15 protein-coding genes are annotated in these 20,562 nt (G+C 71.1%); 10 read left to right on the top strand and 5 right to left on the bottom strand.

The annotated features are described in order from the left end of the window. The 4 genes from FNH09_RS22995 to FNH09_RS22980 form a co-directional block, all read left to right on the top strand. Window positions 1–168 (top strand): aggregation-promoting factor C-terminal-like domain-containing protein (locus FNH09_RS22995; protein WP_476691269.1); only part of this gene is annotated, 168 nt, incomplete at its 5' end. A 211-nt stretch (window positions 169–379) separates the two neighbouring features. Further along, the gene (locus FNH09_RS22990) at window positions 380–946 is read left to right on the top strand and encodes a PadR family transcriptional regulator (protein ID WP_152890992.1); all 567 of its coding nucleotides are present in this window, start codon (window positions 380–382) and stop codon (window positions 944–946) included. A 70-nt stretch (window positions 947–1,016) separates the two neighbouring features. Further along, entirely contained in the window at window positions 1,017–2,735 is a 1,719-nt protein-coding gene (locus tag FNH09_RS22985) for an acyl-CoA dehydrogenase family protein (RefSeq protein WP_152890990.1), read from the top strand. A 211-nt stretch (window positions 2,736–2,946) separates the two neighbouring features. Continuing rightward, window positions 2,947–3,807 carry a pentapeptide repeat-containing protein gene (locus FNH09_RS22980; protein WP_238426984.1) on the top strand — a complete coding sequence of 287 codons (861 nt, stop codon included), beginning with the start codon at window positions 2,947–2,949 and terminating at the stop codon, window positions 3,805–3,807. A 20-nt stretch (window positions 3,808–3,827) separates the two neighbouring features. Here the strand turns inward: FNH09_RS22980 and FNH09_RS22975 are convergent, their stop codons facing one another. From FNH09_RS22975 to FNH09_RS22965, 3 genes are all read right to left on the bottom strand, one after another. Further along, the gene (locus tag FNH09_RS22975) at window positions 3,828–4,745 is read right to left on the bottom strand and encodes an NADP-dependent oxidoreductase (protein ID WP_152890986.1); all 918 of its coding nucleotides are present in this window, start codon (window positions 4,743–4,745) and stop codon (window positions 3,828–3,830) included. Between the two features lie 191 nt (window positions 4,746–4,936). Further along, entirely contained in the window at window positions 4,937–5,230 is a 294-nt protein-coding gene (locus tag FNH09_RS22970; RefSeq protein WP_338017655.1) for a hypothetical protein, read from the bottom strand. A gap of 120 nt (window positions 5,231–5,350) precedes the next feature. Further along, entirely contained in the window at window positions 5,351–6,286 is a 936-nt protein-coding gene (locus FNH09_RS22965) for a LysR family transcriptional regulator (protein WP_162468961.1), read from the bottom strand. Between the two features lie 132 nt (window positions 6,287–6,418). Here FNH09_RS22965 and FNH09_RS22960 point away from each other — a divergent pair, with 132 nt between their 5' ends. The 3 genes from FNH09_RS22960 to FNH09_RS22950 all read left to right on the top strand — a co-directional run bounded on the left by FNH09_RS22960 (window position 6,419) and on the right by FNH09_RS22950 (window position 16,013). Then, a complete protein-coding gene (locus FNH09_RS22960; protein WP_152890982.1) occupies window positions 6,419–7,690 on the top strand; it encodes an MFS transporter in 1,272 nt (423 codons plus the stop codon). A 67-nt stretch (window positions 7,691–7,757) separates the two neighbouring features. Then, window positions 7,758–8,639 carry an alpha/beta fold hydrolase gene (locus FNH09_RS22955; RefSeq protein WP_152890980.1) on the top strand — a complete coding sequence of 294 codons (882 nt, stop codon included), beginning with the start codon at window positions 7,758–7,760 and terminating at the stop codon, window positions 8,637–8,639. Window positions 8,640–8,990: 351 nt separating this feature from the next. Further along, a complete protein-coding gene (locus FNH09_RS22950) occupies window positions 8,991–16,013 on the top strand; it encodes a glycoside hydrolase domain-containing protein (protein WP_338017656.1) in 7,023 nt (2,340 codons plus the stop codon). A 129-nt stretch (window positions 16,014–16,142) separates the two neighbouring features. Here the strand turns inward: FNH09_RS22950 and FNH09_RS22945 are convergent, their stop codons facing one another. Then, on the bottom strand, window positions 16,143–17,054 hold the full coding sequence (locus tag FNH09_RS22945) for an ADP-ribosylglycohydrolase family protein (protein ID WP_152890978.1): 912 nt from the start codon (window positions 17,052–17,054) through the stop codon (window positions 16,143–16,145). A 168-nt stretch (window positions 17,055–17,222) separates the two neighbouring features. Here FNH09_RS22945 and FNH09_RS22940 point away from each other — a divergent pair, with 168 nt between their 5' ends. The 3 genes from FNH09_RS22940 (at window position 17,223) to FNH09_RS22930 (ending at window position 19,757) form a co-directional block, all read left to right on the top strand. Next, window positions 17,223–17,927 carry a VanZ family protein gene (locus tag FNH09_RS22940; protein ID WP_152890976.1) on the top strand — a complete coding sequence of 235 codons (705 nt, stop codon included), beginning with the start codon at window positions 17,223–17,225 and terminating at the stop codon, window positions 17,925–17,927. A gap of 68 nt (window positions 17,928–17,995) precedes the next feature. Then, a complete protein-coding gene (locus FNH09_RS22935) occupies window positions 17,996–18,685 on the top strand; it encodes a response regulator transcription factor (protein ID WP_152890974.1) in 690 nt (229 codons plus the stop codon). Beyond that, window positions 18,678–19,757 carry a sensor histidine kinase gene (locus FNH09_RS22930; RefSeq protein WP_152890972.1) on the top strand — a complete coding sequence of 360 codons (1,080 nt, stop codon included), beginning with the start codon at window positions 18,678–18,680 and terminating at the stop codon, window positions 19,755–19,757. Before FNH09_RS22935 ends, FNH09_RS22930 begins: the two co-directional genes overlap by 8 nt. A gap of 78 nt (window positions 19,758–19,835) precedes the next feature. On the opposite strand, the gene FNH09_RS22925 is transcribed toward FNH09_RS22930, so the two are convergent. Continuing rightward, window positions 19,836–20,333, bottom strand: coding sequence for a peptidylprolyl isomerase (locus FNH09_RS22925; RefSeq protein ID WP_152890970.1), 498 nt, complete (start codon window positions 20,331–20,333; stop codon window positions 19,836–19,838). Window positions 20,334–20,562: the final 229 nt, after the last annotated feature.

The raw sequence follows: 20,562 nt of genomic DNA, 5'->3' as shown, positions 1-20,562 counted from the left end.
GCCTACGGCCTCGTCCAGGCCCTGCCCGGCTCGAAGATGGCCACCGCCGGCTCCGACTGGAAGACCAACCCCGCCACCCAGATCAAGTGGGGCCTGGACTACATGAACTCCCGCTACGGCAGCCCCGTCCAGGCCTGGGACTTCTGGCAGACCCACCACTGGTACTAAAACAACCAGTGCCAGCCCTGCCCACCGCAGGCATCACGCGACACCGACCGCTGCTTCACACGAAGCAGCGGCTTTGTCGTATCCAGGGCCATTTCGCTAGGTGATGCGCCCCGACGGTGGGGCGATGCGCGCCACGTCGCCCGGGTGAGCCGTGTCTCACCCGGGCGGCCGCCCTTGTCTATGCAACTAGTTGCATAGAAAGCTGTGCGGTATGGCGCTCGAACACGCGATCCTCGTCTCCCTGCTGGAGAAACCGGGCTCCGGCTACGAACTGGCCCGGCGGTTCGACCGTTCCATCGGCTACTTCTGGACCGCGACCCATCAGCAGATCTACCGCGTTCTCAAGCGCATGGAGAGCGAGGGCGTGCTCGACGTCCGCGAAGTACCGCAGCAGGGACGGCCGGACAAGAAGGAGTACTCCGTCGCCGCCCCCGGCCGGGCGGCCCTCTCCGGATGGCTGCACGAGCCGATCGAGCCGGAGAGCCTCCGCCACGATCTCGCGGTGAAGATCCGCGGCGCCGCCTTCGACGACCCGGCGGCGCTCGTCGACGAGGTCGAACGGCACCTCGAGGTGCACCGTGCCCGGCTCGCGCACTACCTCAGCGGGGAACTGCGCGATTTCACCGGGCCCGACGCCCCCGCACCGCTCGACGCCGGCCAGGAACTCCAGCACGTCGTGCTGCGCGGCGGCATCGCGTACGAGCGGATGACGGTCGCCTGGCTCGACGACGTCCTCGCCACACTCCACACCCTGGGCAGGACCTCACCCTCGGCCTGAGCCGCGCCGCGTTCGGCCGACCGCTCCCCCGGCAACTCTCGACCCCCCATACCCCGGAAGGCGAACCCTCATGAGCACTCCGCTGCTGTTCAACCCGCACACGTACGACCCGGCGCACTTCGACCCCGAAACCCGCAGGCTGCTGCGCGCCACCGTCGACTGGTTCGAGGAGCGCGGCAAGCGCCGGCTGATCGAGGACTACCGCACCCGCGCCTGGCTCGGGGACTTCCTCGCGTTCGCCGCCAAGGAGCGCCTGTTCGCCACCTTCCTCACCCCGGCCTCCGCCGCCGGGGACGAGGACCAGCGCTGGGACACCGCCCGGATCGCCGCCCTGAACGAGATCCTCGGGTTCTACGGTCTTGACTACTGGTACGCGTGGCAGGTGACCATCCTCGGTCTCGGCCCGGTCTGGCAGAGCGACAACGCCGCCGCCCGCACCCGTGCCGCGGACCTCCTGAACGAGGGCGAGGTCTTCGCCTTCGGCCTGTCCGAGAAGACCCACGGCGCCGACATCTACTCCACCGACATGCTGCTGGAGCCCGACGGCAACGGCGGTTTCCGGGCTTCCGGTTCCAAGTACTACATCGGCAACGGCAACGCCGCCGGCCTGGTCTCCGTGTTCGGCCGCCGCACCGACGTCGAAGGCCCGGACGGATACGTCTTCTTCGCCGCCGACAGCCGCCACCCGGCGTACCACCTGGTGAAGAACGTCGTCGACTCCTCCAAGTACGTCAGCGAGTTCCGTCTGGAGGACTACCCGGTCGCCCCCGAGGACGTCCTGCACACCGGCCGTGCCGCCTTCGACGCGGCGCTCAACACCGTGAACGTCGGCAAGTTCAACCTCTGCACCGCGTCGATCGGCATCTGCGAGCACGCGATGTACGAGGCCGTCACCCACGCGAGCAACCGGATCCTGTACGGCCGTCCCGTCACCGCCTTCCCGCACGTGCGCCGCGAGTTGGCCGATGCCTACGTCCGTCTCGTCGGCATGAAGCTGTTCAGCGACCGTGCCGTCGACTACTTCCGCTCGGCCGGTCCCGAGGACCGCCGCTATCTGCTCTTCAACCCGATGACGAAGATGAAGGTGACCACGGAGGGCGAGAAGGTCGTCGACCTGATGTGGGACGTCATCGCCGCCAAGGGCTTCGAGAAGGACAACTACTTCTCCCAGGCCGCGGTGGAGATCCGGAGCCTGCCCAAGCTGGAGGGGACGGTCCACGTCAACCTCGCGCTGATCCTCAAGTTCATGCGCAACCACCTGCTGGAGCCGGTCGCCCACCCCGACGTACCGAGCCGACTCGACGCGGTCGACGACGACTTCCTGTTCCGGCAGGGCCCGGCCCGCGGCCTGGGTTCCGTACGCTTCCACGACTGGCGCCCCGCCTTCGACGCGTACGCCGAGGTCCCGAACGTCGCCCGCTTCCGGGAACAGGCCGACGCCCTGTGCGAGTTCGTCACCACCATGGCCCCCGACGAGGAGCAGAGCCGCGACCTCGACTTCCTCCTCTCTGTAGGACAGTTGTTCGCGCTGGTGGTGCACGGTCAGCTGATTCTGGAGCAGGCGCGGCTGACCGGTCTGGACGAGTCCGTGCTCGACGAGTTGTTCTCCGTGTTCGTCCGTGACTTCTCCGGACATGCCGTCGAGCTGCACGGCAAGGACTCCGCGACCGGGCAGCAACAGAGTTGGGCACTGGGCGCGGTCCGGCGTCCCGTCGTCGACGAAGCACGTTCGGCGCGGGTCTGGGAGCAGGTCGAGGCGCTGTCCGGGGCGTACGAGATGGCGCTCTAGAAGACGCGCCGCCAGGACCGCCCCGGTGATGCGGGGGCGGTCCTGGCAGCGCAAGTGGCGCGGTGGGCAAGGGTGGTGACAGATGTCCGGGCCCGCGATCCGCCTCCCGGCCGCACCCGCCGGACAGGTGTCCGCGGCCATCGGTGAGAATGAGGGCAAACCTCGGCGCACCGCGGCAAACGGTGCCCGACTCGCGGCAGGAGCGCACACGTTGTCCCCGAAGCACCGAGCCCCCACCACCGACAGCCGCAAGCCCTCGGTCGCCGACGGCGGCCGGAAGGATCTCCGGGCCGACTGCGCGAACTGCTTCGGGCTGTGCTGCGTAGCGCTCCCCTTCGCGCGCTCGGCCGACTTCGCGGTCGACAAGAACGCGGGACAGCCGTGTTCGAACCTGGAGGCGGACTTCCGCTGCGGCATACACACCCGGCTGCGGGAGAAGGGCTTTCCCGGCTGTACCGCCTACGACTGCTTCGGCGCCGGCCAGAAGGTCTCGCACGTCACCTTCGATGGCAGGGACTGGCGGCAGGAGCCGGACAGCGCACGCCGGATGTTCGCGGTCTTCCCGCTGATGCGGCAACTGCACGAACTGCTCTGGTACATCACCGAGGCCCTCGGCCACCCCTCGGCCCGCCCCGCCCACCAGGACCTCCGCAAGGCACTCGGCCGTATCGAGGAACTCAGCCGCGGCAGCGCCGAATCGCTCCTGGAACTCGACGTGGCCGCGCTGCGCGGCGACGTCAACGTCCTGCTGCTGCAAGCCAGTGAGCGGATACGGGCCACGGTCCCCGGCCGTAAGAAGAACCATCGGGGAGCCGACCTGATCGGCGCCGGGCTCGCCGGCGCCGACCTTCGGGGAGCGAATCTCCGCGGTGCCCTGCTCATCGCGGCGGACCTCTCGGCGGCCGACCTGCGCACCGCCGACCTGATCGGCGCGGACATGCGCGACGCCGACCTGAGCGGGGCCGACCTCACCGGAAGCATCTTCCTGACCCAGGCCCAGGTCAACGCGGCTAAGGGGGACACGGCCACCCGGCTGCCCCCGGCGCTCGGCCGTCCCGCGCACTGGCACTGAGACGGTCCGCCGGACAGGCCCTACGGACGGAGCACGATCTTGCCGTGGGTGTGCCCCTGTTCGAGCTCGCGGTAGGCATCGCGTACCTGCTCCAGCGGGTAGCCGCGCGCGATGGGCACCTCCAGGTCCCCCCGCGCGGCGAGCCGGGCGAGTTCACCGATCACGACCGCGCACGCCGCCGATCCCTCGCCGTAGGTCCGGGCGCCGAACTCGGCCGCCGCCCGCCAGTCGCGGATCGTGTTGATCCGCTCGGGCCGCACGCCCAACTCGACCGCCAGTTCCACGTATCCGTCGCCGAACGTGTCGATGAACGCGTCGACGTCCCCGCCCGCGGCCTGCCGGATCCGCTCGGCCACGCCCTGCCCGTACCCGACCGGGACGACCCCGCGGTCCTTGAGCCAGGCGTGGTTGCGCTCGCTCGCCAGCCCGATCACCGTGGCGCCACGCCTTCGGGCGAGCTGCACGGCGAGCGATCCGACGCCGCCCGCCGCACCGGACACCACGACGGTGTCGGCCGGTCCTGGGTCCACCGCGAACACGCAGGCGTACGCGGTCGTACCGGCCACGTACAACGACCCCGCCACGTCCCAGGGCAGCCCCTGCGGACGGTGGATCACGTTCACGTCGTCGACCACGACGAACTCCGCGTGGCTGGCCCGGCCGTGGGTGAAGCCCAGGACCTCGTCGCCCACCGCGAAGCCGCGCACCTGCGGGCCCGACTCGACCACGACACCGGCCAGATCGCTGCCCTGACCGGACGGGAACGTCGCCGGCCAGCGGTCGTGCCGCGCGCCCTTGCGGATCATCACCTCACCGGGCTGGATCCCGGCCGCGCGGACCTCGACGAGCAACTGCCCCGGGCCGGGCACCGGGCGCGCCACCTCCTCCACCCGCAGCACGTCGATCTCGCCGTACGTGTGGAACCGCACCGCCCTCATCGCGTGATCACCACTCCCTCGCTCGGCCGGACATGCCTCGGTCACGCCGCGGACGGCCAACCGACCGGCCGTGCCGACGCGTTACAACGACTCGGGAGTGAACCTGATTCCCCTGCGCACCACCGTCACGGTCAGCACACCAGCGTGGCACCCGTCACCGGGGGCCACGCCGAGGGTCATCACCCGGAGGGTCAGGACTCGCCGACGGGCTCGTCGGTCCTGGCGGACTCCTTGGCGGACTCCTCCTGCGCCATGAGGAGGAAGCGGCGGATCGCCTCGGGCGTCATGTCGAGGCCCTCGGACGCGGACTTCTCGTCCCCGAACACCTGCACCGCCTCGGCGACCGCCACGGCCAGCTCGGCGTCCGCCTTGCGGACCTTGGCCTCGGCCTTGTCCACCGTGTCCACCACCGACAGCTGTCGGCGCTGCTTCTCCTGGAGTCTCTGCTTGCGGGAGAGCATCTTGTCTGAATTCTGCACAGTCACGGCCAAGATCATAAGCGGGCGGGTACGCCCTGCGAAATCAGCAACTCGGCGCCGGGCAGCGGGTCGTCACGGGGTACTCGGCCGCCCTGGCTTGCAGGTCCGCGGGCCGGGGCGCGGGATTCAGCGTGGCAGCACCCAGTCCGGCGTCCAGGTCCCGGCGGCGTCGTGGCCCGTGCCGGTGGCGGCGAGGTGGGCGCGGAGCGTGGCCAGCGCCGGGTGGGGGTTGTCGCGGTGCCAGAGGAGGGAGTGCGGGTAGACGGGGGTCGGCTCGGTGACGGGGATGAGGCGCAGGCCGTGACCTGCGGGCCAGACGAGGCGGGTGCGCTCGCCCATGAAGGTGGCCAGGGCGGGGGTGTCGGCGATGGTGTCGAGGAGTGCGTCGGAGCCGAAGTTGGGGCCCGTCGCCTCGATGGTGAGGCCGAACTCGGCGACGAGGTCGTCGTAGTAGGCGGCCCACTCGCTGCCGGGGACGATGCCGGGCATCCAGATCCGGTGCCCGGCGAGCCGGGCGACGGTCACCGACCGGGCACCCGCCAGCGCATGGGCGGGGCCGGTGAGGAGCTGGAGCGGCTCGTCGATCACCCGGACGGACTCGATGTCCTCGGGAAGGGGCCGCCCGGGCGCGGCCACGGCGCGGAAGGACGCGTCGATGGTGCCGGAGCGGATCGCGGCGACGGCCGTCTCGATGTCGAGCAGCATCACCACGTCGAGGTCGGTCTCGGGGTGCGCGCGATGGAAGGCGCGCATCAGGCCCGACGCGGCACCGCGGGAGGCGATGATGTCGACGCGCAGCGGTCGGTGGCCGGCCCGTACGGAAGTGACCGCCCGTGCGGCGACCCGCAGCAGCTCGCGCGCGTGGGGCAGGAACGCCTGGCCGTCGATGGTGAGGGTGGCGCCGCGCGCGGTGCGGGTGAACAGCCGCACACCGAGGACGCGCTCCAGCGCGGCGATACGTTTGGAGACGGCCTGCTGGGTGATCGCCAGCTCGGCGGCGGCCTCCTGGAACTGCCCCGCGTCGGCGGCTGCGACGAAGGTCCGGACGGTTTCGAGGTCCACACCGACACCCTAAGGCCACAACCAATGGTTGTGCTCGGTGCCCGTGCGGTTGTTTGATCGCAGGTCGTGGCGCTCGCTTTGATACTCCTGAACGCGGATCGGTTGTACGGGTACAGGAGAAGGGTGTCGGGCATGAGGGGCGGACATCGGCTGGGGCGGTCGCCGCGTCCCCGGTTGGGGCGTCGGTTCGGGTGGCTGTGGGCGGCGTACGGGACCAGTGCGCTGGGTACGTGGCTCGCTTTCGGCGCGTTCGAGCTGATCGCCGTCCGGGTGCTGCACGCCGGACCGGCCGAGGTCGCCGCGCTCGCCGCCGTGGGAGCGGCGGTGGGCGCGGCCGTGGCGGTGCCGCTCGGCCCGTGGGTGGAGTTCCGCCGCAAGCGGCCGGTGCTGATCGCCATGGACCTGGTGCGGTGCGCGGCGCTCCTGTCGATCCCCGCCGCGTTCGCGGCCGGTGTGCTCACCTTCCTCCAGCTCCTGCTCGTCTCGGTCGTCGTCGCGGCCGCCGACATCACCTTCCGCGCCGCCTCCGGCGCGTACCTGAAGACGCTGCTGCCCGCCGAGGACCTGCTCGTCGCCAACGCCCGGTTCGAGTCCACGGCCTGGACCACCACGATCGTCGGACCGCCGCTGGGCGGCGCGGCGATCGGGCTGCTGGGGCCTGTGGCGACGGTGGCGGCCGACGCGGTCAGCTATCTGCTGTCCGCCCTGGGCATCCGCGCGACCGGCGGGCACGAGCCACCGCCCGCGCCCCGGAAGGCCCAGCGCATGCGGGCCCGTGACCTGCTGGACGGCTGGCGGTACATCCTCGCCGACGCGACGCTGCGGCCGCTGTTCTTCAACACCGCCCTGTTCAACGGTCTGGTGATGGCCGCCCAGCCGCTGCTGGCCGTCCTGATGCTCGGCCGGCTCGGATTCACCCCGTGGCAGTACGGTCTCGCCTTCGCCGCGCCCTCGATCGGCGGACTGTTCGGTGCGCGGCTGGCCCGGCCGCTCGTCTCCCGCTTCGGCTCGCACCGGGTCCTGGTCGCGTCCGGGGTGCTGCGCGCCCTCTGGCCGGTCGGCCTGGCCTTCCTGGGGCCGGGCAGCGGAGGGCTGCTGCTGGTGATGGGCGTCGAGCTCGGGCTCATCTTCTGCTGTGGGGTCTTCAACCCCGTGTACGCCGCCCACCGCCTCGAGCGCACGGCCACCGACCGCGTCGCCCGTACCCTGTCCGCCTGGGCGGTGACGACCAAGGCCTCGACCGCGCTCCTGACGGCCGTGTGGGGAGTGCTGGGCAGTGTGCTCGGCCCGCGCGCCGCCATCGGCCTGGCCGGCGCTCTGGTGCTGGCGACCCCCCTGCTGCTCCCCCGTCGGCCTGCCGCAGCGCTTCCCGCCGCGCCGGAGGCGGCACCGCACCGCGCCTGACCGGCCACGACGCCCGCGGCGGACAATGCGGATGCGCTCCACCGCCCGGGCCTGACAAGATCCAGCCATGCCCCTCGTCGACGTGTCGCCCGGAGTGTCCCTCGCCTACGAGAGCTTCGGCGACCCCGGTGACCCCGCCGTGCTGCTCGTGATGGGCTTCGGCGCCCAGCTGATCGCCTGGCACGAGGACTTCTGCCGGGCGCTGGCGGCTCGCGGCCGCCATGTGATCCGCTACGACAACCGTGACAGCGGCCTGTCCACCAAGCTCGACGAACACCCGGTGGACATGAACCGGTTCATCGCCGCGGTGAGCTCGGGAGACATTCCCGCCGCCGTCGCGATGATCCCGTACCGGCTGCGGGACATGGCCGACGACGGCCTGGGCCTGCTCACCGCGCTCGGTATCGAACGCGCTCATGTGGTCGGAACGTCGATGGGCGGAATGATCGCCCAGACCATGGCCATCACCCACGCTGAGCGGGTGCTGACGCTCACGTCGATGATGTCCTCCACCGGCGAGAGCGAGTACGGCGGATCCAGCCCCGAGGCCCAGGCGGTGCTGTTCAGCCCCAAGCCGCCGGACCGTGCCGGGTACGTCGCGGCGGCGGACCGGGAACTGGTGTGGGCCTCCAGGCGCTACGGCGACGCCGCCGCCCTCCGGGAACTCGCGGGCCGCAGCTATGACCGCGCGCACTATCCCGCCGGGGTCGGCCGCCAGCTCGGGGCGATGATCCTCAGCGGCTCCCGTGCGGACGAGCTCCGTACGCTCCGGGTGCCGACGCTGGTGATCCACGGCCTGGACGACACACTGATCGACCCCAGCGGCGGGCGACGCACCGCGGAGCTCGTGCCCGGAGCCGAGCTCCTCCTGATCCCCGACATGGGACACGACCGCCCACGCGAACTGTGGCCCGAGATCATCGCCGCCCTGGAGGCCCACACCGGCTGAGCGGCCGATGCACCGGCGCCCGCCCAACCCATGTGCCGATCCACCAGGTTGAAAGGACGTCACGGCCCCCCTCGTACGTCGTCCGCCCGGCGTCCGGTACGCCGCGCGCTGTACGAATGATGTTCGCGCGCCGTACGCCTTCCCCCTGTCTCATGACGGACGGTCGTGAACGCGGCGGGTGCGATCCGGCGTACGGGTGCAATCCTTTGTGTCCACTGCCGTCTCAATCCGGGTTGCACGCCCGGCATCGCGGGCCGACAACGTTGTCTTCCGGCCGGCCGGACCGCGCGTGTGCATGAGCGACGCTGGAGAGGTTACGTGCCCATAAGATCCCGTCCCCCCGTGCCCCGCGTGATCCGTCCGGGGAGCGCCCACCGGCCTCGCCGGCCCCTGCGCGCGACGGTCTCGCTGCTGCTCACCGGGGCGCTCGCCCTCACCGCGCTGGCGGGCGGCGGCACGGCCGCGGCGGCGCCCGTCCCCACCCCGTCCGCAGGGTCCGGCCGGACATCCGGCACCACGGACTACACGAACCTCGTCGACCCGTTCGTGTCGACCGCCGGCGACGACGGCAACGACCTGCCGGGCGCCCAGGCGCCGCACGGTCTGGCCAAGGTCAACCCGCTGACCACGCCCGGCCGCAACCACTCCGGGTACGACTACGACGTGGACCACATCGCCGGGTTCACCACCACGAACCTCGACGGCGTCGGCGGCTCGGGAGGCGGTGGCGACCTGCTCGTCGTCCCGACCTCCGTCCGCTACGACAAGCGTCCCGCCCCCAGCACGTACGCCCACGCATACCGCCACGACGACGAGACCGCGACGCCCGGGTACTACCGGGTGGGCCTCGGGTCCGTCTCCGGGACCGGTACGTCGGTGACGCAGGACTCCGGCACCGTGCGGGCCGAGGTGACCGCGACGACGCGCACGGCGCTGGAGCGGTACAGCTTCCCCGCCGGGTCGGAGCCCGAACTCGTCCTGGACCTGGCGAACAACTTCACCAGCCGCACCCGCTCGACCCTCAGGGCGACGACGCTCCCGGACGGGACCACCTCGATATCCGGGATCGTCGCGGGATCGTTCAACGGCGCCTCGTACCAGCTGTATTACCACGCCACCACGAACGTCCCCGTGACCTCGCTCAAGAGTTGGGGCAACGACGGCAGGCTGAGCGACGCCACCGCACAGGACGGCAGCGACACCGGCGCCGTCCTCGGGTTCGACAAGGCCGCCGGGAACGACATCGAACTGCGCGTCACGCTGTCGCCGATCAGCGCGGAACAGGCCGCGACCGACCAGCGGAGCGAGGTCGGCCACCTCACCTTCGACCAGGCGCGCGCACAGACGAAGGCGGACTGGAACCGCGCGCTCGGCGCCGTCGACGTACACGCCTCCGCGACGTCCGACCCCGGGTCGACGCTCACCAAGGAGTTCTACACGCACCTCTATCGCATGTACGCGCTGCCGGTGAACGCCACCAGCACCAGCGGCACGTACCGCGGCGCGGACGGAGCGGTGCACAAGGCGAACGGCTTCACGTACTACGACGGTTGGTCCACCTGGGACGACTTCCGCAAGTACTCCGTCGAGGCGTACATCGACCCGGCCACCTACCGGGACATGGTGCAGTCGCTCATCGAGCTCTTCGCCGATGTGCACACCTCCGGCAAGAGCCTGGCCGGCCTCACCCACTCGGTGCCCACCGTGCGCTGGGAGCGCTCGCCCGTGCTGATCGCGGACGCGCTGTCGAAGGGCTTCAAGGACTTCGACCGGCTCGACGAGGCGTACCCGGCGCTGGAGTCGTACGCCGGGTACTACACGGGAGCGCAGCTGCGGCAGGGCTACGTCAGCGGGGATCCCGGCAAGACCGTGCAGCGCGGCTACGACCAGTGGGCGCTGTCCGTCATCGCCGACGCGCTCGGCAAGGACGAGGACGCGAAGAAGCTGCGCACCCAGTCGACCATGGCGATCGACAACCTCGTGAAGTCCGGCGCCTGGACAGCCGCCGACGGCACGAAGGTCGGTCTGCTCACCCCGCGCGCCACGGGCGGCGACTGGCAGAGCGCCGACTACGAGAAGTTCGAGGCGGCCGGTCTCTACCAGGGCACGCTCTGGCAGTACCACTGGTACGACGCGTACGACATGGGCGGCCTGATCGAGGCCATGGGCGGGGCGAAGGCGGGCAAGGCCGCGGTGGAGCACATGTTCGGAGAGGACTCCGGCGCCGACGACGGCTCGACCATGCTCCACTCCAACGCGAACGAGATCGACCTCCAGGCCCCTTACCTCTTCAACTACGTCGGTGAGCCGAGCCTGACGCAGAAGTGGGTGCGCGCCATCTACACCGGCGCCACCTGGAACCGCTACATCGCGACGGGCTCCTCGAACGAAGCCCCCAGCTCCGGCGGCGAGTTCCACCCGCCGGTGAAGACCCAGGTCTACAAGCTCTCCCCGAAGGGCTTCCTGCCGACCATGGACAACGACGCCGGCACGATGTCGACCATGTTCGTCGGCGCCGCGCTCGGGCTGTTCCCGGTCACCGCCGGTTCCGGCCAGTTCCAGATCGGCAGCCCGTTCTTCGACTCCACGACGATCCGCTACGCCAACGGCGCCCGGTTCACGGTGAAGGCCGAAGGCGTGTCGCCGAGCAACTACTACGTGCAGAGCGCGACCCTCGACGGCCGGCGATTCGACGACACTTGGCTCGACTACTCACGGATCGTCTCCGGCGGGACCCTGGACTTCACGATGGGCGCCAAGCCCTCGCAGTGGGGCGCCCGCACGAAGCCCGCGTACTCGCTGAACACCGACGCGGGCAACACCGGTGACGGCGGCACGGGCACGAACCGGGGCGACACCGTCGTCTCCGCCGACCCCGGGACCGTCGACACCGACGCCGACGGCGCCGTCGACGGCAGCGTGCGGCTCACCCTGTCCGGACCGGCGTCGTTCGCCGCCCGCAAGGGGACCAGCCTGACCGGGTCCGGGGCGGCCACCGTGACCGGCCTGCCGGGCGGTGTCACGGCGGACCTGCGCGTCACCGGCCCGCGCACGGCGACGCTGTCGCTCACCGGCCGCACGCAGGTCGACGCGCGGTTCGGCATCACCTTCCAGGACGCGGCCTTCGCGCACGGCGTGCCGGCCTCGACGGTGCGCGGCACCGGGATATCCCCGACCGACCCGCTCGTCGTCTCCGCCGCCGCCGTGCCTCGCAAGGCGCTCGCCGCACTCGTCGACCAGGCGGCCTTGGTGCGCAGCGGCCACTACTCCGACGGCTCGTGGAATATCTTCCGCTCCGCGCTCGAACGCGCGCGGACCGTCCTCGCGGACCCCGCCTCCGTGACGGGAACGCTCATGGCCGCGGACGACGCGCTGCGGTCCGCCGCCGACGCGCTCACCATCGACGAGGGCGGCTACGCCGTCCTCCAGGCCGAGGCACCCGACCAGATGGAGGGCCCCAGCCTGGTGAAGGAGGCGTACTACTCGGACGGCGACCTCGGTGGCGTCACCGAAGGGTCGTGGGAACGGTTCACCAGACTGGACTTCGGCGGGGTCGCCCCGCACAGCGTGTCGGTCCGCTACGCCAACTCGCAGGCGACGAACGCGAAGCCGAGCAGCGTCGACATCCACGCCGGTGCCGCCGACGGCCCCGTCGTCGCCACCGTCCAACTGCCCAGCACGGGCGGCTGGCAGTACTACAGCACCGTGCAGGCGGCCGTCACCGACCCGGACGCCCTGCTGGACGCGTCGAGCGCGACGTTCGTCTTCCACGCCCCGTCCGGCCAGTCGTGGGTGTCGAACTTCGACTGGTACCAGTTCTCGGCGAACCCGGTCTCCTCCTCCACCACGACCACGCTCGCCACGCTGACCGCGGCCAACAGCGCCACGACCGGCGGCGGTTCGCTCCCGCTCAACCTCGCGAACGGCATCTTCGAGAACACCACGAACGGCGCGTGGGCCCAGTGGCCGGGCATCGACCTCCACGACGGCGCCGACAGCGTCACCGTCCGCTATGACAAGCCCCAGTCGCGCGCGGCTTCGGACTCGCACATCGAGCTGCACCTCGGCACGAAGGACGGTCCGAAGAAGGCCGACATCCCCCTCGACTACACCGGGTCGGGCTGGGGAACCGTCGCCACCACGACCGTACGACTCGATCCGGGCGTCTTCAGCGGCGTCCAGGACGTGTACGCCGTCTTCGTCTCCAGCACCCAGTCCTCCTCGCAACCCTATGTGGCCAATGTCTACGCACTGACACTCACTCAGGATGCAGTCGCGCCAGTGGCGTTCGACGCCACGGCGTTCCGCGCGAACAGCGGCGGCGGGCTCAAGAGCGAGCCGGTCGGCTGGAGCGGCGCGGGTTCCACCACCGACCTCGGCGGCACGTACGACGGAGCCTGGCTGGACTACGGGGACATCGACTTCGGCGCCTCCGCCAAGAACACCGTCACCCTCACCTACGTGAACAACTCCGCCCGCTGCGGCACCGGTTCCGCCGTCCAGCTCTACCTGGACGCCTTCGACCCGACCGCACCCGGTACGCCGTACGCGACCGTCCCGCTGCCCGTCACCGGTGCCGCGTGGTCGTCGGGAGGGACGACAAGCCTCGCCCTGCCGAAGGCGATCACCGGCACGCACGCCGTCCACCTTCGGCTGGTGACGACCCCGGACTCCTCGCACCCCTACGTCGCCAATCTGGGCCGGATCACCTTCGACCACGTCGACGCGCCCGCCGTCACGGACCGATCCGCCCTGCGCAAGGCGATCGACCAGTACGCGGCACTCGCCGACACCGAGGAGCGCTACGACACGGTCGACTTCGGGGTGTACCGGCGCGAACTCGCCGCCGCACGCGCCCTCGTCGACGCCGACGACGTGACCCAGTCGGAGATCGACACCCGGACCCGCAGCCTCACCCTCGCCGCCAGGCAGCTGGTCCCGCTCCCGCGGCTGAAGCTGGAGGACCTGGTCGCGACCGCGTCCGGCCTCACCGACGACCGCTACACGGACGCGTCGTGGACGGCGTTCACCACGGCACTCGCCGAGGCGCGGACCACGGTCGCGGACGACACGGCCACCGACGAGATCCTCACCGCACGGTACGACGCGCTCGACCATGCTCGGTCCGCGCTCACCACCAAGCCCAGAACAGTGCCCGCCGCGCCTGACGCCGTATCGGCGACCTCGTCCGGCACGAGCGTGACCGTCGCCTGGTCCGCACCCGAGGACACCGGCGGCTCACCGGTCACCGGCTACCGGATCACCCTCGACGACGGCCACCAGGTCGACATCCACGACCCGGCCGTCCACGGCACGACGTTCACCTGGCTGCGGGCCGGCCGGTCGTACACGGCACGCGTCCGCGCGGTGAACGCCGTCGGCACCTCGCGCCCCAGTGCCGCCACGGCACCCGTGGTGACCGGTGGCGGCAAGCCGCAGAAGCCGTACGTGACGGGAGTGTTCACCGATGGCAGGCAGGTCCGCGTGACCTGGCGGTCGGCCGGTGACGGCGGATTCCCGGTCATCGGCTACACGGTGACCCTGGACGACGGAACCACCGCACACGTTTCCGCCACGGCGGAGACGGCACTGCTCACCAGCGCCGGGAAGGTCAAGGCGCACACGGCGACCGTGACCGCGCTCACCCTGGCCGGTTCCTCCGACGACTACCCCGTGACCGCCTCGGCACCGAGCTCCACGGCGACCGTCTCGGCGGAGGCCGCCGACCCGTCGTACGTGTCGTCCCCCTTCCCTGACGACACGCTCAACGCGGCCTACGCGTCGGACCGGTGGCCGGGCACCGGCGACGGGACCGACTACGTCTACGGGCTGCTCGACGGCTTCCAGGACCTCGGAACCGGCGTCCTCGGCTCCAACACCAAGGTCCCGAACGGCACTTCGGCCACCGCCGAGAACGACCGGATCGCCGTGCGCATCAACAACGCGGCGACGCAGGCGGAGGTGGACCGGGCCGAGGTCGACGCGACGCACAGCGCCACGGTCACGATGGCCGACAGCCTCGGCTCCCGGCTCGGCCGCATCTACGGCGACGCCCTGGGCGGCGGCCAATTGCCCAAGACCAACGCCCTGTTCTCCCGGGTCACGAAGAACCTCGACAAGGTCGACGCAGCGAAGAGCCACTACGGCTATCTGCGCCCGTACGTACGACTCGGGTTCGTCGGCGACGGCGGTGCCGTCTACGAGTCGCAGGACGGCTCCTACGGCAGCCTCACCACCAGCGGCTCGTACCCGAGCGGCCACACCTACGGAGGCTACGAGGCCGGGACCGTCCTGGCCACGCTCCTGCCGGAGCTGGCGCCGTCGATCCTCGCGCGCACCTCGGAGTACGGGGACAACCGCGTCGTCCTCGGGTTCCACTACCCGCTGGACGTGATGGGCGGCCGCATCACCGGACAGGCCACCGTGGCACACCGGTGGGCGGACCCCGACTTCCGCCAACTGCTGATGCAGGCCCACACCGAGATCGAGAACGTACTGCTCGCGCAGTGCGAGAAGGAGGGGTACGGCGACACACTCGCGGCCTGCGCGGGCGACCCCTACGCCGGTCTGAGCGCGACGCAGGACGTCGACCTGTACACACGGCGCCTGACCTACGGGTTCTCCCAGGTGGCGAAGTCCGGGCAGACGCTCAAGGCGCCGTCCGACGCGGCGGCCCTGCTCATCACGGCCTTCCCGGACCTCACCGCCGAGCAGCGCACCCAGGTCCTGGAGCAGACCGCGACGGACTCCGGGTACCCGCTCGACCTGACCGCGGACGGCGGAACGAGCTGGCAGCGGATCAATCTGGCGGCCGCGATGGCGGCGCACGTGGTCGTGAACACCGACGGGTCGGTCACGGTGACGAACTTCGCGGACGCCACCCAGGCCGCTGTCGCCGACGCCCGAGCCATCAAGGTGGGGGGCGCCTCGATCGACGGGTTCGATCCGGCGGTGTCGACGTACGTCGTCGACTGGCCGAGGAACACGAGGATCCCGGCCGTCTCCGCCGTACCGGCCGGGTCCGGTGCGCGGGTGAAGGTCACCGACGGCAGTTCGGTCCTCTCGTCGCCCGGGTCCCGGTTCACCACCCGCACCATCAGGGTGACCTCGGCCATCGGCGCGGTCATCCGGACCTACACGGTCGGATTCCAGCCCACGGACCGGGACGACCGCCCGGTCGCGGCCGGCGGCGACGGCGGCGACCACGACAGGCCGGGACCCGTCCCGTGGGACCACGCAGGCAACGCAGGCAACGCAGGCATGGGGAACGACGGGAGCAACGGAGCAGGTCCCGCCGACGGTGCCGGACTCTGGTCGCCGGCAGCGGAATGGGCGGAGCGCATGAGTATCCGCGGAACGTACGGCACGAGGTGACCACCCGACAGGCGATGGGCCCCGGGACCACGGCAGGATCCTGCTGAATCTCGGGGGCCTCGCAGCAGACGCACGGCCCCTCCGGACGAACCACCACGGTTCATCCGGAGGGGCCGTCGGCGTGAGCTCTCACTCCGGCACGACCGGAGGCAGGGGTTCACAGGCCGCGTGCCAGGCAGCGGGAAGGGCTGCGACGCCCGTGCGGGCGGCGATCACCCCGCCCGCGACAGCGCAGGTGGTGTCGATGTCACCGCGCCCGGCGACCGTGACCCACAGCCCCTCGTGCAGGTCGTCGAGGTGCCTGGCCGCACACCACAGGGCGTACGGGACGGTGTCGGGCCCTGACATCCGGTACCCCGAGCCCAGGACCTCCGCGGCGTGCCGGACCGAGGTGTGCTCCGGCATCCGGGCCGCGATCCGCACCCCCGACCGGACGTCACTGTCCGGGAGTCGTTCGGCGACTGCCCGGAGGAAGTCAGGCCCGGTGGGAGCGGGTCCGCCGCGGCTACGGGTCGCCAGCGCCGCGGCGAGGGCGACCGCCACCGCCCCGGCCACCGCCTCCGGATGGTGGTGCGAGACCGCGCTCTGGCGGGCGGCCTGCTCGGCGGCCGCGTCGAGGTCGGCGCAGTGCCAGGCGCCGAGCGGGGCGACGCGCATGGCCGCGCCGTTACCCCAGGAGCCCTGGCCGCCGAACTGTCCGGCGACCACCTCCCGCCAGGGCTCGCCCGCGCCGATCCGACGGAGCACGTCATGCATCGAGGCTCCGTAGCCGCGGTGCGTGTCGTCGGCGTAGGCGGCCGCGAAGCTCAGGGCGAGGCGGTCCTGGTCGACGGTGCCACCGCCGTCGAGGAGTTCCCGGACGAGTACGAGTGCCTGCGCGGTGTCGTCGCTCCATTGCCACAGCGGTTCCGGGGGCGGCGTCCGCGCCTCCAGGGCCGCCGGACCGTCCCGGCGCAGGATGCCGAACCAGCGGTCCCCGAAGGCATCGCCGAACGCGAGCCCGTACAACGAATCCAGCACGGCGGTAGGCACGTTGATCATCGGGACAGCATCGCAGCACGACGGCGCTGCCGCGCCCCGATTTCGGCTCCGCCGACGACGCCCGGAGTCTTTACGCATCGACCCGTATCGCAGACGTGTCGACGCGTATCGCGGGCATATCGAAAAACGCATACGCCCCCGCAACCGCCCTCCGGCTTTCATGGGGACATGAGCCATCACACGCCTTCGTCGGCACCGCCCCGCCGCATACGCCGGATCGTGCTCCTCGGTCTGTCGGTCCTCGGCCTGGCGGGCGCCCTGTTCGTCGTGCGACGGCCGCTGATGATGTCGGCTCCGCGGTGCATGTCCGGGCGGTGGCACGGCTGCTACGACACGTTCAACGGGGTGGTGCTCATGACGCTGGTCGCGCTGCCGCTGTCCGTGCTGGTGGTGTGGGCTCTGGCGCACCGTCGGCGTGCCGTCGGCGTCGCGTCGCCGTGGCGGATGTCGCTGGCCGAGGTCGGCATGGTCCACGGGACCGTACCGTTCCTGTGGCTGACGATGATGCCGGGCGGCTCGCCCGGCATCGCTCCCCGCCGGGTGAGCCTGATACCGCTGCGGGACCTGGTCACGATGGGGACGGGCGGGATCGTCGGCAACCTGCTGGTCTTCGCGGCGCTCGGGTTCTTCGCGCCGATACGGTTCTCGGCGCTGGCGTCCGTGACACGGGTCCTGGCGCTCGGGGCGGCCTGTTCGGTCCTGGTCGAGGTCGCGCAGTACGTGCTGTGGCTGGACCGGGTGTCCTCCGTGGACGATGTCCTGGTCAACGCCACCGGTGCCGCGCTGGCCGCGCTGGCGTCGCGCCGCTGGTGGCGCACCGGAGCGCAGGCGCCGTCGGACCGGTCTCGCCCCGCGCCGGTACCGGCAGGATGACTCGGGCGCCGGGTGTGCACGCGTTTTTGCATACGTCGGAGATATGCAGTGCTGCTTAGGCTTCAGACATGCGCGTACTGATCGTGGAGGACGAGCCCTACCTGGCCGAAGCCGTCCGGGACGGTCTGCGGCTGGAGGCGATCGCCGCCGACATCGCCGGCGACGGTGACTCCGCCCTGGAACTGCTCAGCGTCAACTCCTACGACCTCGCGGTCCTCGACCGCGACATCCCCGGTCCCTCGGGCGACGAGGTCGCGCGGCGCATCGTCGCCTCCGGCAGCGGTATCCCGATCCTGATGCTCACCGCTGCCGACCGGATCGACGACAAGGCCTCCGGGTTCGGGCTGGGCGCCGACGACTATCTCACCAAACCGTTCGAGCTGCGGGAGCTCGTCCTGCGGCTGAGGGCGCTCGACCGGCGTCGCGGGTACGCCCGGCCCCCGGTCCGCGAGATCGCGGGCCTGCGGCTCGACCCCTTCCGCCGGGAGGTCTTCCGCGACGGACGCTATGTCGCGCTCACCCGTAAACAGTTCGCCGTGCTGGAGGTGCTGGTCGCCGCCGAGGGCGGGGTGGTCAGCGCCGAGGAGCTACTGGAACGGGCCTGGGACGAGAACGCCGACCCGCTCACCAACGCCGTACGCATCACCGTCTCCGCGCTGCGCAAGCGGCTCGGCGAACCCTGGATCATCGCCACGGTGCCCGGTGTCGGCTACCGGATCGACACCGGGACCGCCGGGCCCGGCAGTACGCATGCGTAGACGCTCCGGGCTCAGCGCCCGGCTGAAACTCACCCTCAGCTATGCCGCATTCCTCGCCGTCGCCGGCGCTCTCCTGCTCGCGGTGGTGTGGGCGTTCATCCTGCGCTACGTACCCGACAACCCCAAGGGCCTCCTCGGGATCTCACCCAACCGCTACCTCCTGGTGCACACCTTCGCCCCCGCCGCGGCCGTGGCCATGGGCTTCCTGCTCCTGTTCGGCCTCCTGGGGGGATGGTTCCTCGCCGGCCGGATGCTGGCACCGCTCACCCAGATCACCGCCGCGGCCCGGATGGCGGGGAACGGGGTGCTGTCGCACCGGATCCGCATGAAGGGCCGCCAGGACGAGTTCCGTGAGCTCTCCGACGCGTTCGACTCGATGCTCGAACAGCTTGAGTCCCATGTCGCCGAGCAGCAGCGGTTCGCGGCGAACGCCTCGCACGAACTGCGGACCCCGCTGGCGATCTCGCGGACGCTCCTCGACGTCGCCCGCCAGGACACCACGCGGGAGGGGGACGAACTCATCGAGCGTCTGCACACGGTCAATACGCGGGCGATCGACCTCACCGAGGCGCTGCTGCTGCTCAGCCGCGGCGACAGCGGACACTTCGTCCGCGAGGACGTCGACCTCTCGCTCCTCGCCGAGGAAGCCGCCGAAACGCTGCTTCCCCTCGCCGAACAGCGCCGGACCACGCTCGATGTCATCGGCGGGGCGGCCCGGACCCGGGGGTCCGCGGAGCTTCTGCTGCGGATGGTGACCAACCTCATCCAGAACGCCGTCGTCCACAACCTCCCCGCCGGAGGCACCGTGACGGTCCACACCGAGGCGGACGGCGACTCAAGCGTCCTGCGGGTCGAGAACACGGGCCGTAGGCTCCCCGCGGAACTGGTGGCGACCCTCACCGAGCCCTTCCAGCGAGGAACGGAGCGCGTGCGCAGCGACGAGCACGCCGGTGTCGGGCTCGGCCTGGCCATCGTGGCCAGCATCGTCCGCGCCCACGACGGAACCCTCGACCTCGTCCCCCGCCCCGCCGGCGGTCTCCTGGTCACGGTCCGGCTGCCCGGCGCGCCGTGACTGCTGCGCCCTCACGCTCCGCGACCGACGACGGCGCCGGCCCCTGGGCGGGGCCGGCGCCGTTCGGCCGGGCAGGGGTCAGGCCGCGTCGACGACGCCGGAGGCCGAGATCTCGACCTTCGCCTTCGGGGTACCGGACTGCGAACCCAGGGACTCGATCCGGTCGACGAGGTCCGAGCCCTCCACGACCTCGCCGAAGACGACGTGCTTGCCGTCCAGCCACGAGGTGACGACGGTGGTGATGAAGAACTGCGAGCCGTTGGTGTTCCGGCCGGCGTTCGCCATCGACAGCAGGTACGGGCGGTCGTGCTTCAGCTCGAAGTTCTCGTCCGCGAACTTCTCGCCGTAGATGCTCTTGCCGCCGGTGCCGTTGTGGTTGGTGAAGTCACCGCCCTGGAGCATGAACTGCGGGATGACGCGGTGGAAGCCGGAGCCCGCGTAGCCGTAGCCGTTCTGGCCGGTGGCCAGCTCGCGGAAGTTGCGCGCGGTCTTCGGAACCACCTCGTCGAAGAGGTTGAAGACGATACGGCCGGCGGGGGCGCCGTCGATGGTGATGTCAAAGTAAACGTTGCTCATGGGTCCCATCCTGTCACTTCTGGCACGCGCCGAGGTCAGGTGGGGGTTCCGGTGGCGTCCCGAACCACCCGTCGGACGGCGCGGCCGGGGGTCCGGCCCGGCGCGAGCGGCGACGCCGACGAACCGCGCTGTCACGTGGAGCCCGGCCCGCCGGGCGAGCCGCACGGCGGCGACGGCCTCGTACGGAGAGCGCGCGATGCGGGTTGCCGCCACTGCTCCATACGCGTGA

The sequence above is a fragment of the Streptomyces adustus genome (assembly GCF_009377175.1).
Classification (GTDB): Bacteria; Actinomycetota; Actinomycetes; order Streptomycetales; family Streptomycetaceae; genus Streptomyces; species Streptomyces adustus.
This window is presented reverse-complemented; position numbering and strand designations above follow the sequence as displayed.

What these genes read in the sequence shown, in the direction of transcription:
- FNH09_RS22985 (WP_152890990.1), top strand. Translation starts at nt 1,017, where the DNA reads ATGAGCACTCCGCTGCTGTTCAACCCGCACACGTACGACCCGGCGCAC.
- FNH09_RS22960 (WP_152890982.1), top strand. Translation starts at nt 6,419, where the DNA reads ATGAGGGGCGGACATCGGCTGGGGCGGTCGCCGCGTCCCCGGTTGGGG.
- FNH09_RS22990 (WP_152890992.1), top strand. Translation starts at nt 380, where the DNA reads ATGGCGCTCGAACACGCGATCCTCGTCTCCCTGCTGGAGAAACCGGGC.
- FNH09_RS22935 (WP_152890974.1), top strand. Translation starts at nt 17,996, where the DNA reads ATGCGCGTACTGATCGTGGAGGACGAGCCCTACCTGGCCGAAGCCGTC.
- FNH09_RS22955 (WP_152890980.1), top strand. Translation starts at nt 7,758, where the DNA reads ATGCCCCTCGTCGACGTGTCGCCCGGAGTGTCCCTCGCCTACGAGAGC.
- FNH09_RS22925 (WP_152890970.1), bottom strand. Translation starts at nt 20,333, where the DNA reads ATGAGCAACGTTTACTTTGACATCACCATCGACGGCGCCCCCGCCGGC.
- FNH09_RS22945 (WP_152890978.1), bottom strand. Translation starts at nt 17,054, where the DNA reads ATGATCAACGTGCCTACCGCCGTGCTGGATTCGTTGTACGGGCTCGCG.
- FNH09_RS22930 (WP_152890972.1), top strand. Translation starts at nt 18,678, where the DNA reads ATGCGTAGACGCTCCGGGCTCAGCGCCCGGCTGAAACTCACCCTCAGC.
- FNH09_RS22940 (WP_152890976.1), top strand. Translation starts at nt 17,223, where the DNA reads ATGAGCCATCACACGCCTTCGTCGGCACCGCCCCGCCGCATACGCCGG.
- FNH09_RS22975 (WP_152890986.1), bottom strand. Translation starts at nt 4,745, where the DNA reads ATGAGGGCGGTGCGGTTCCACACGTACGGCGAGATCGACGTGCTGCGG.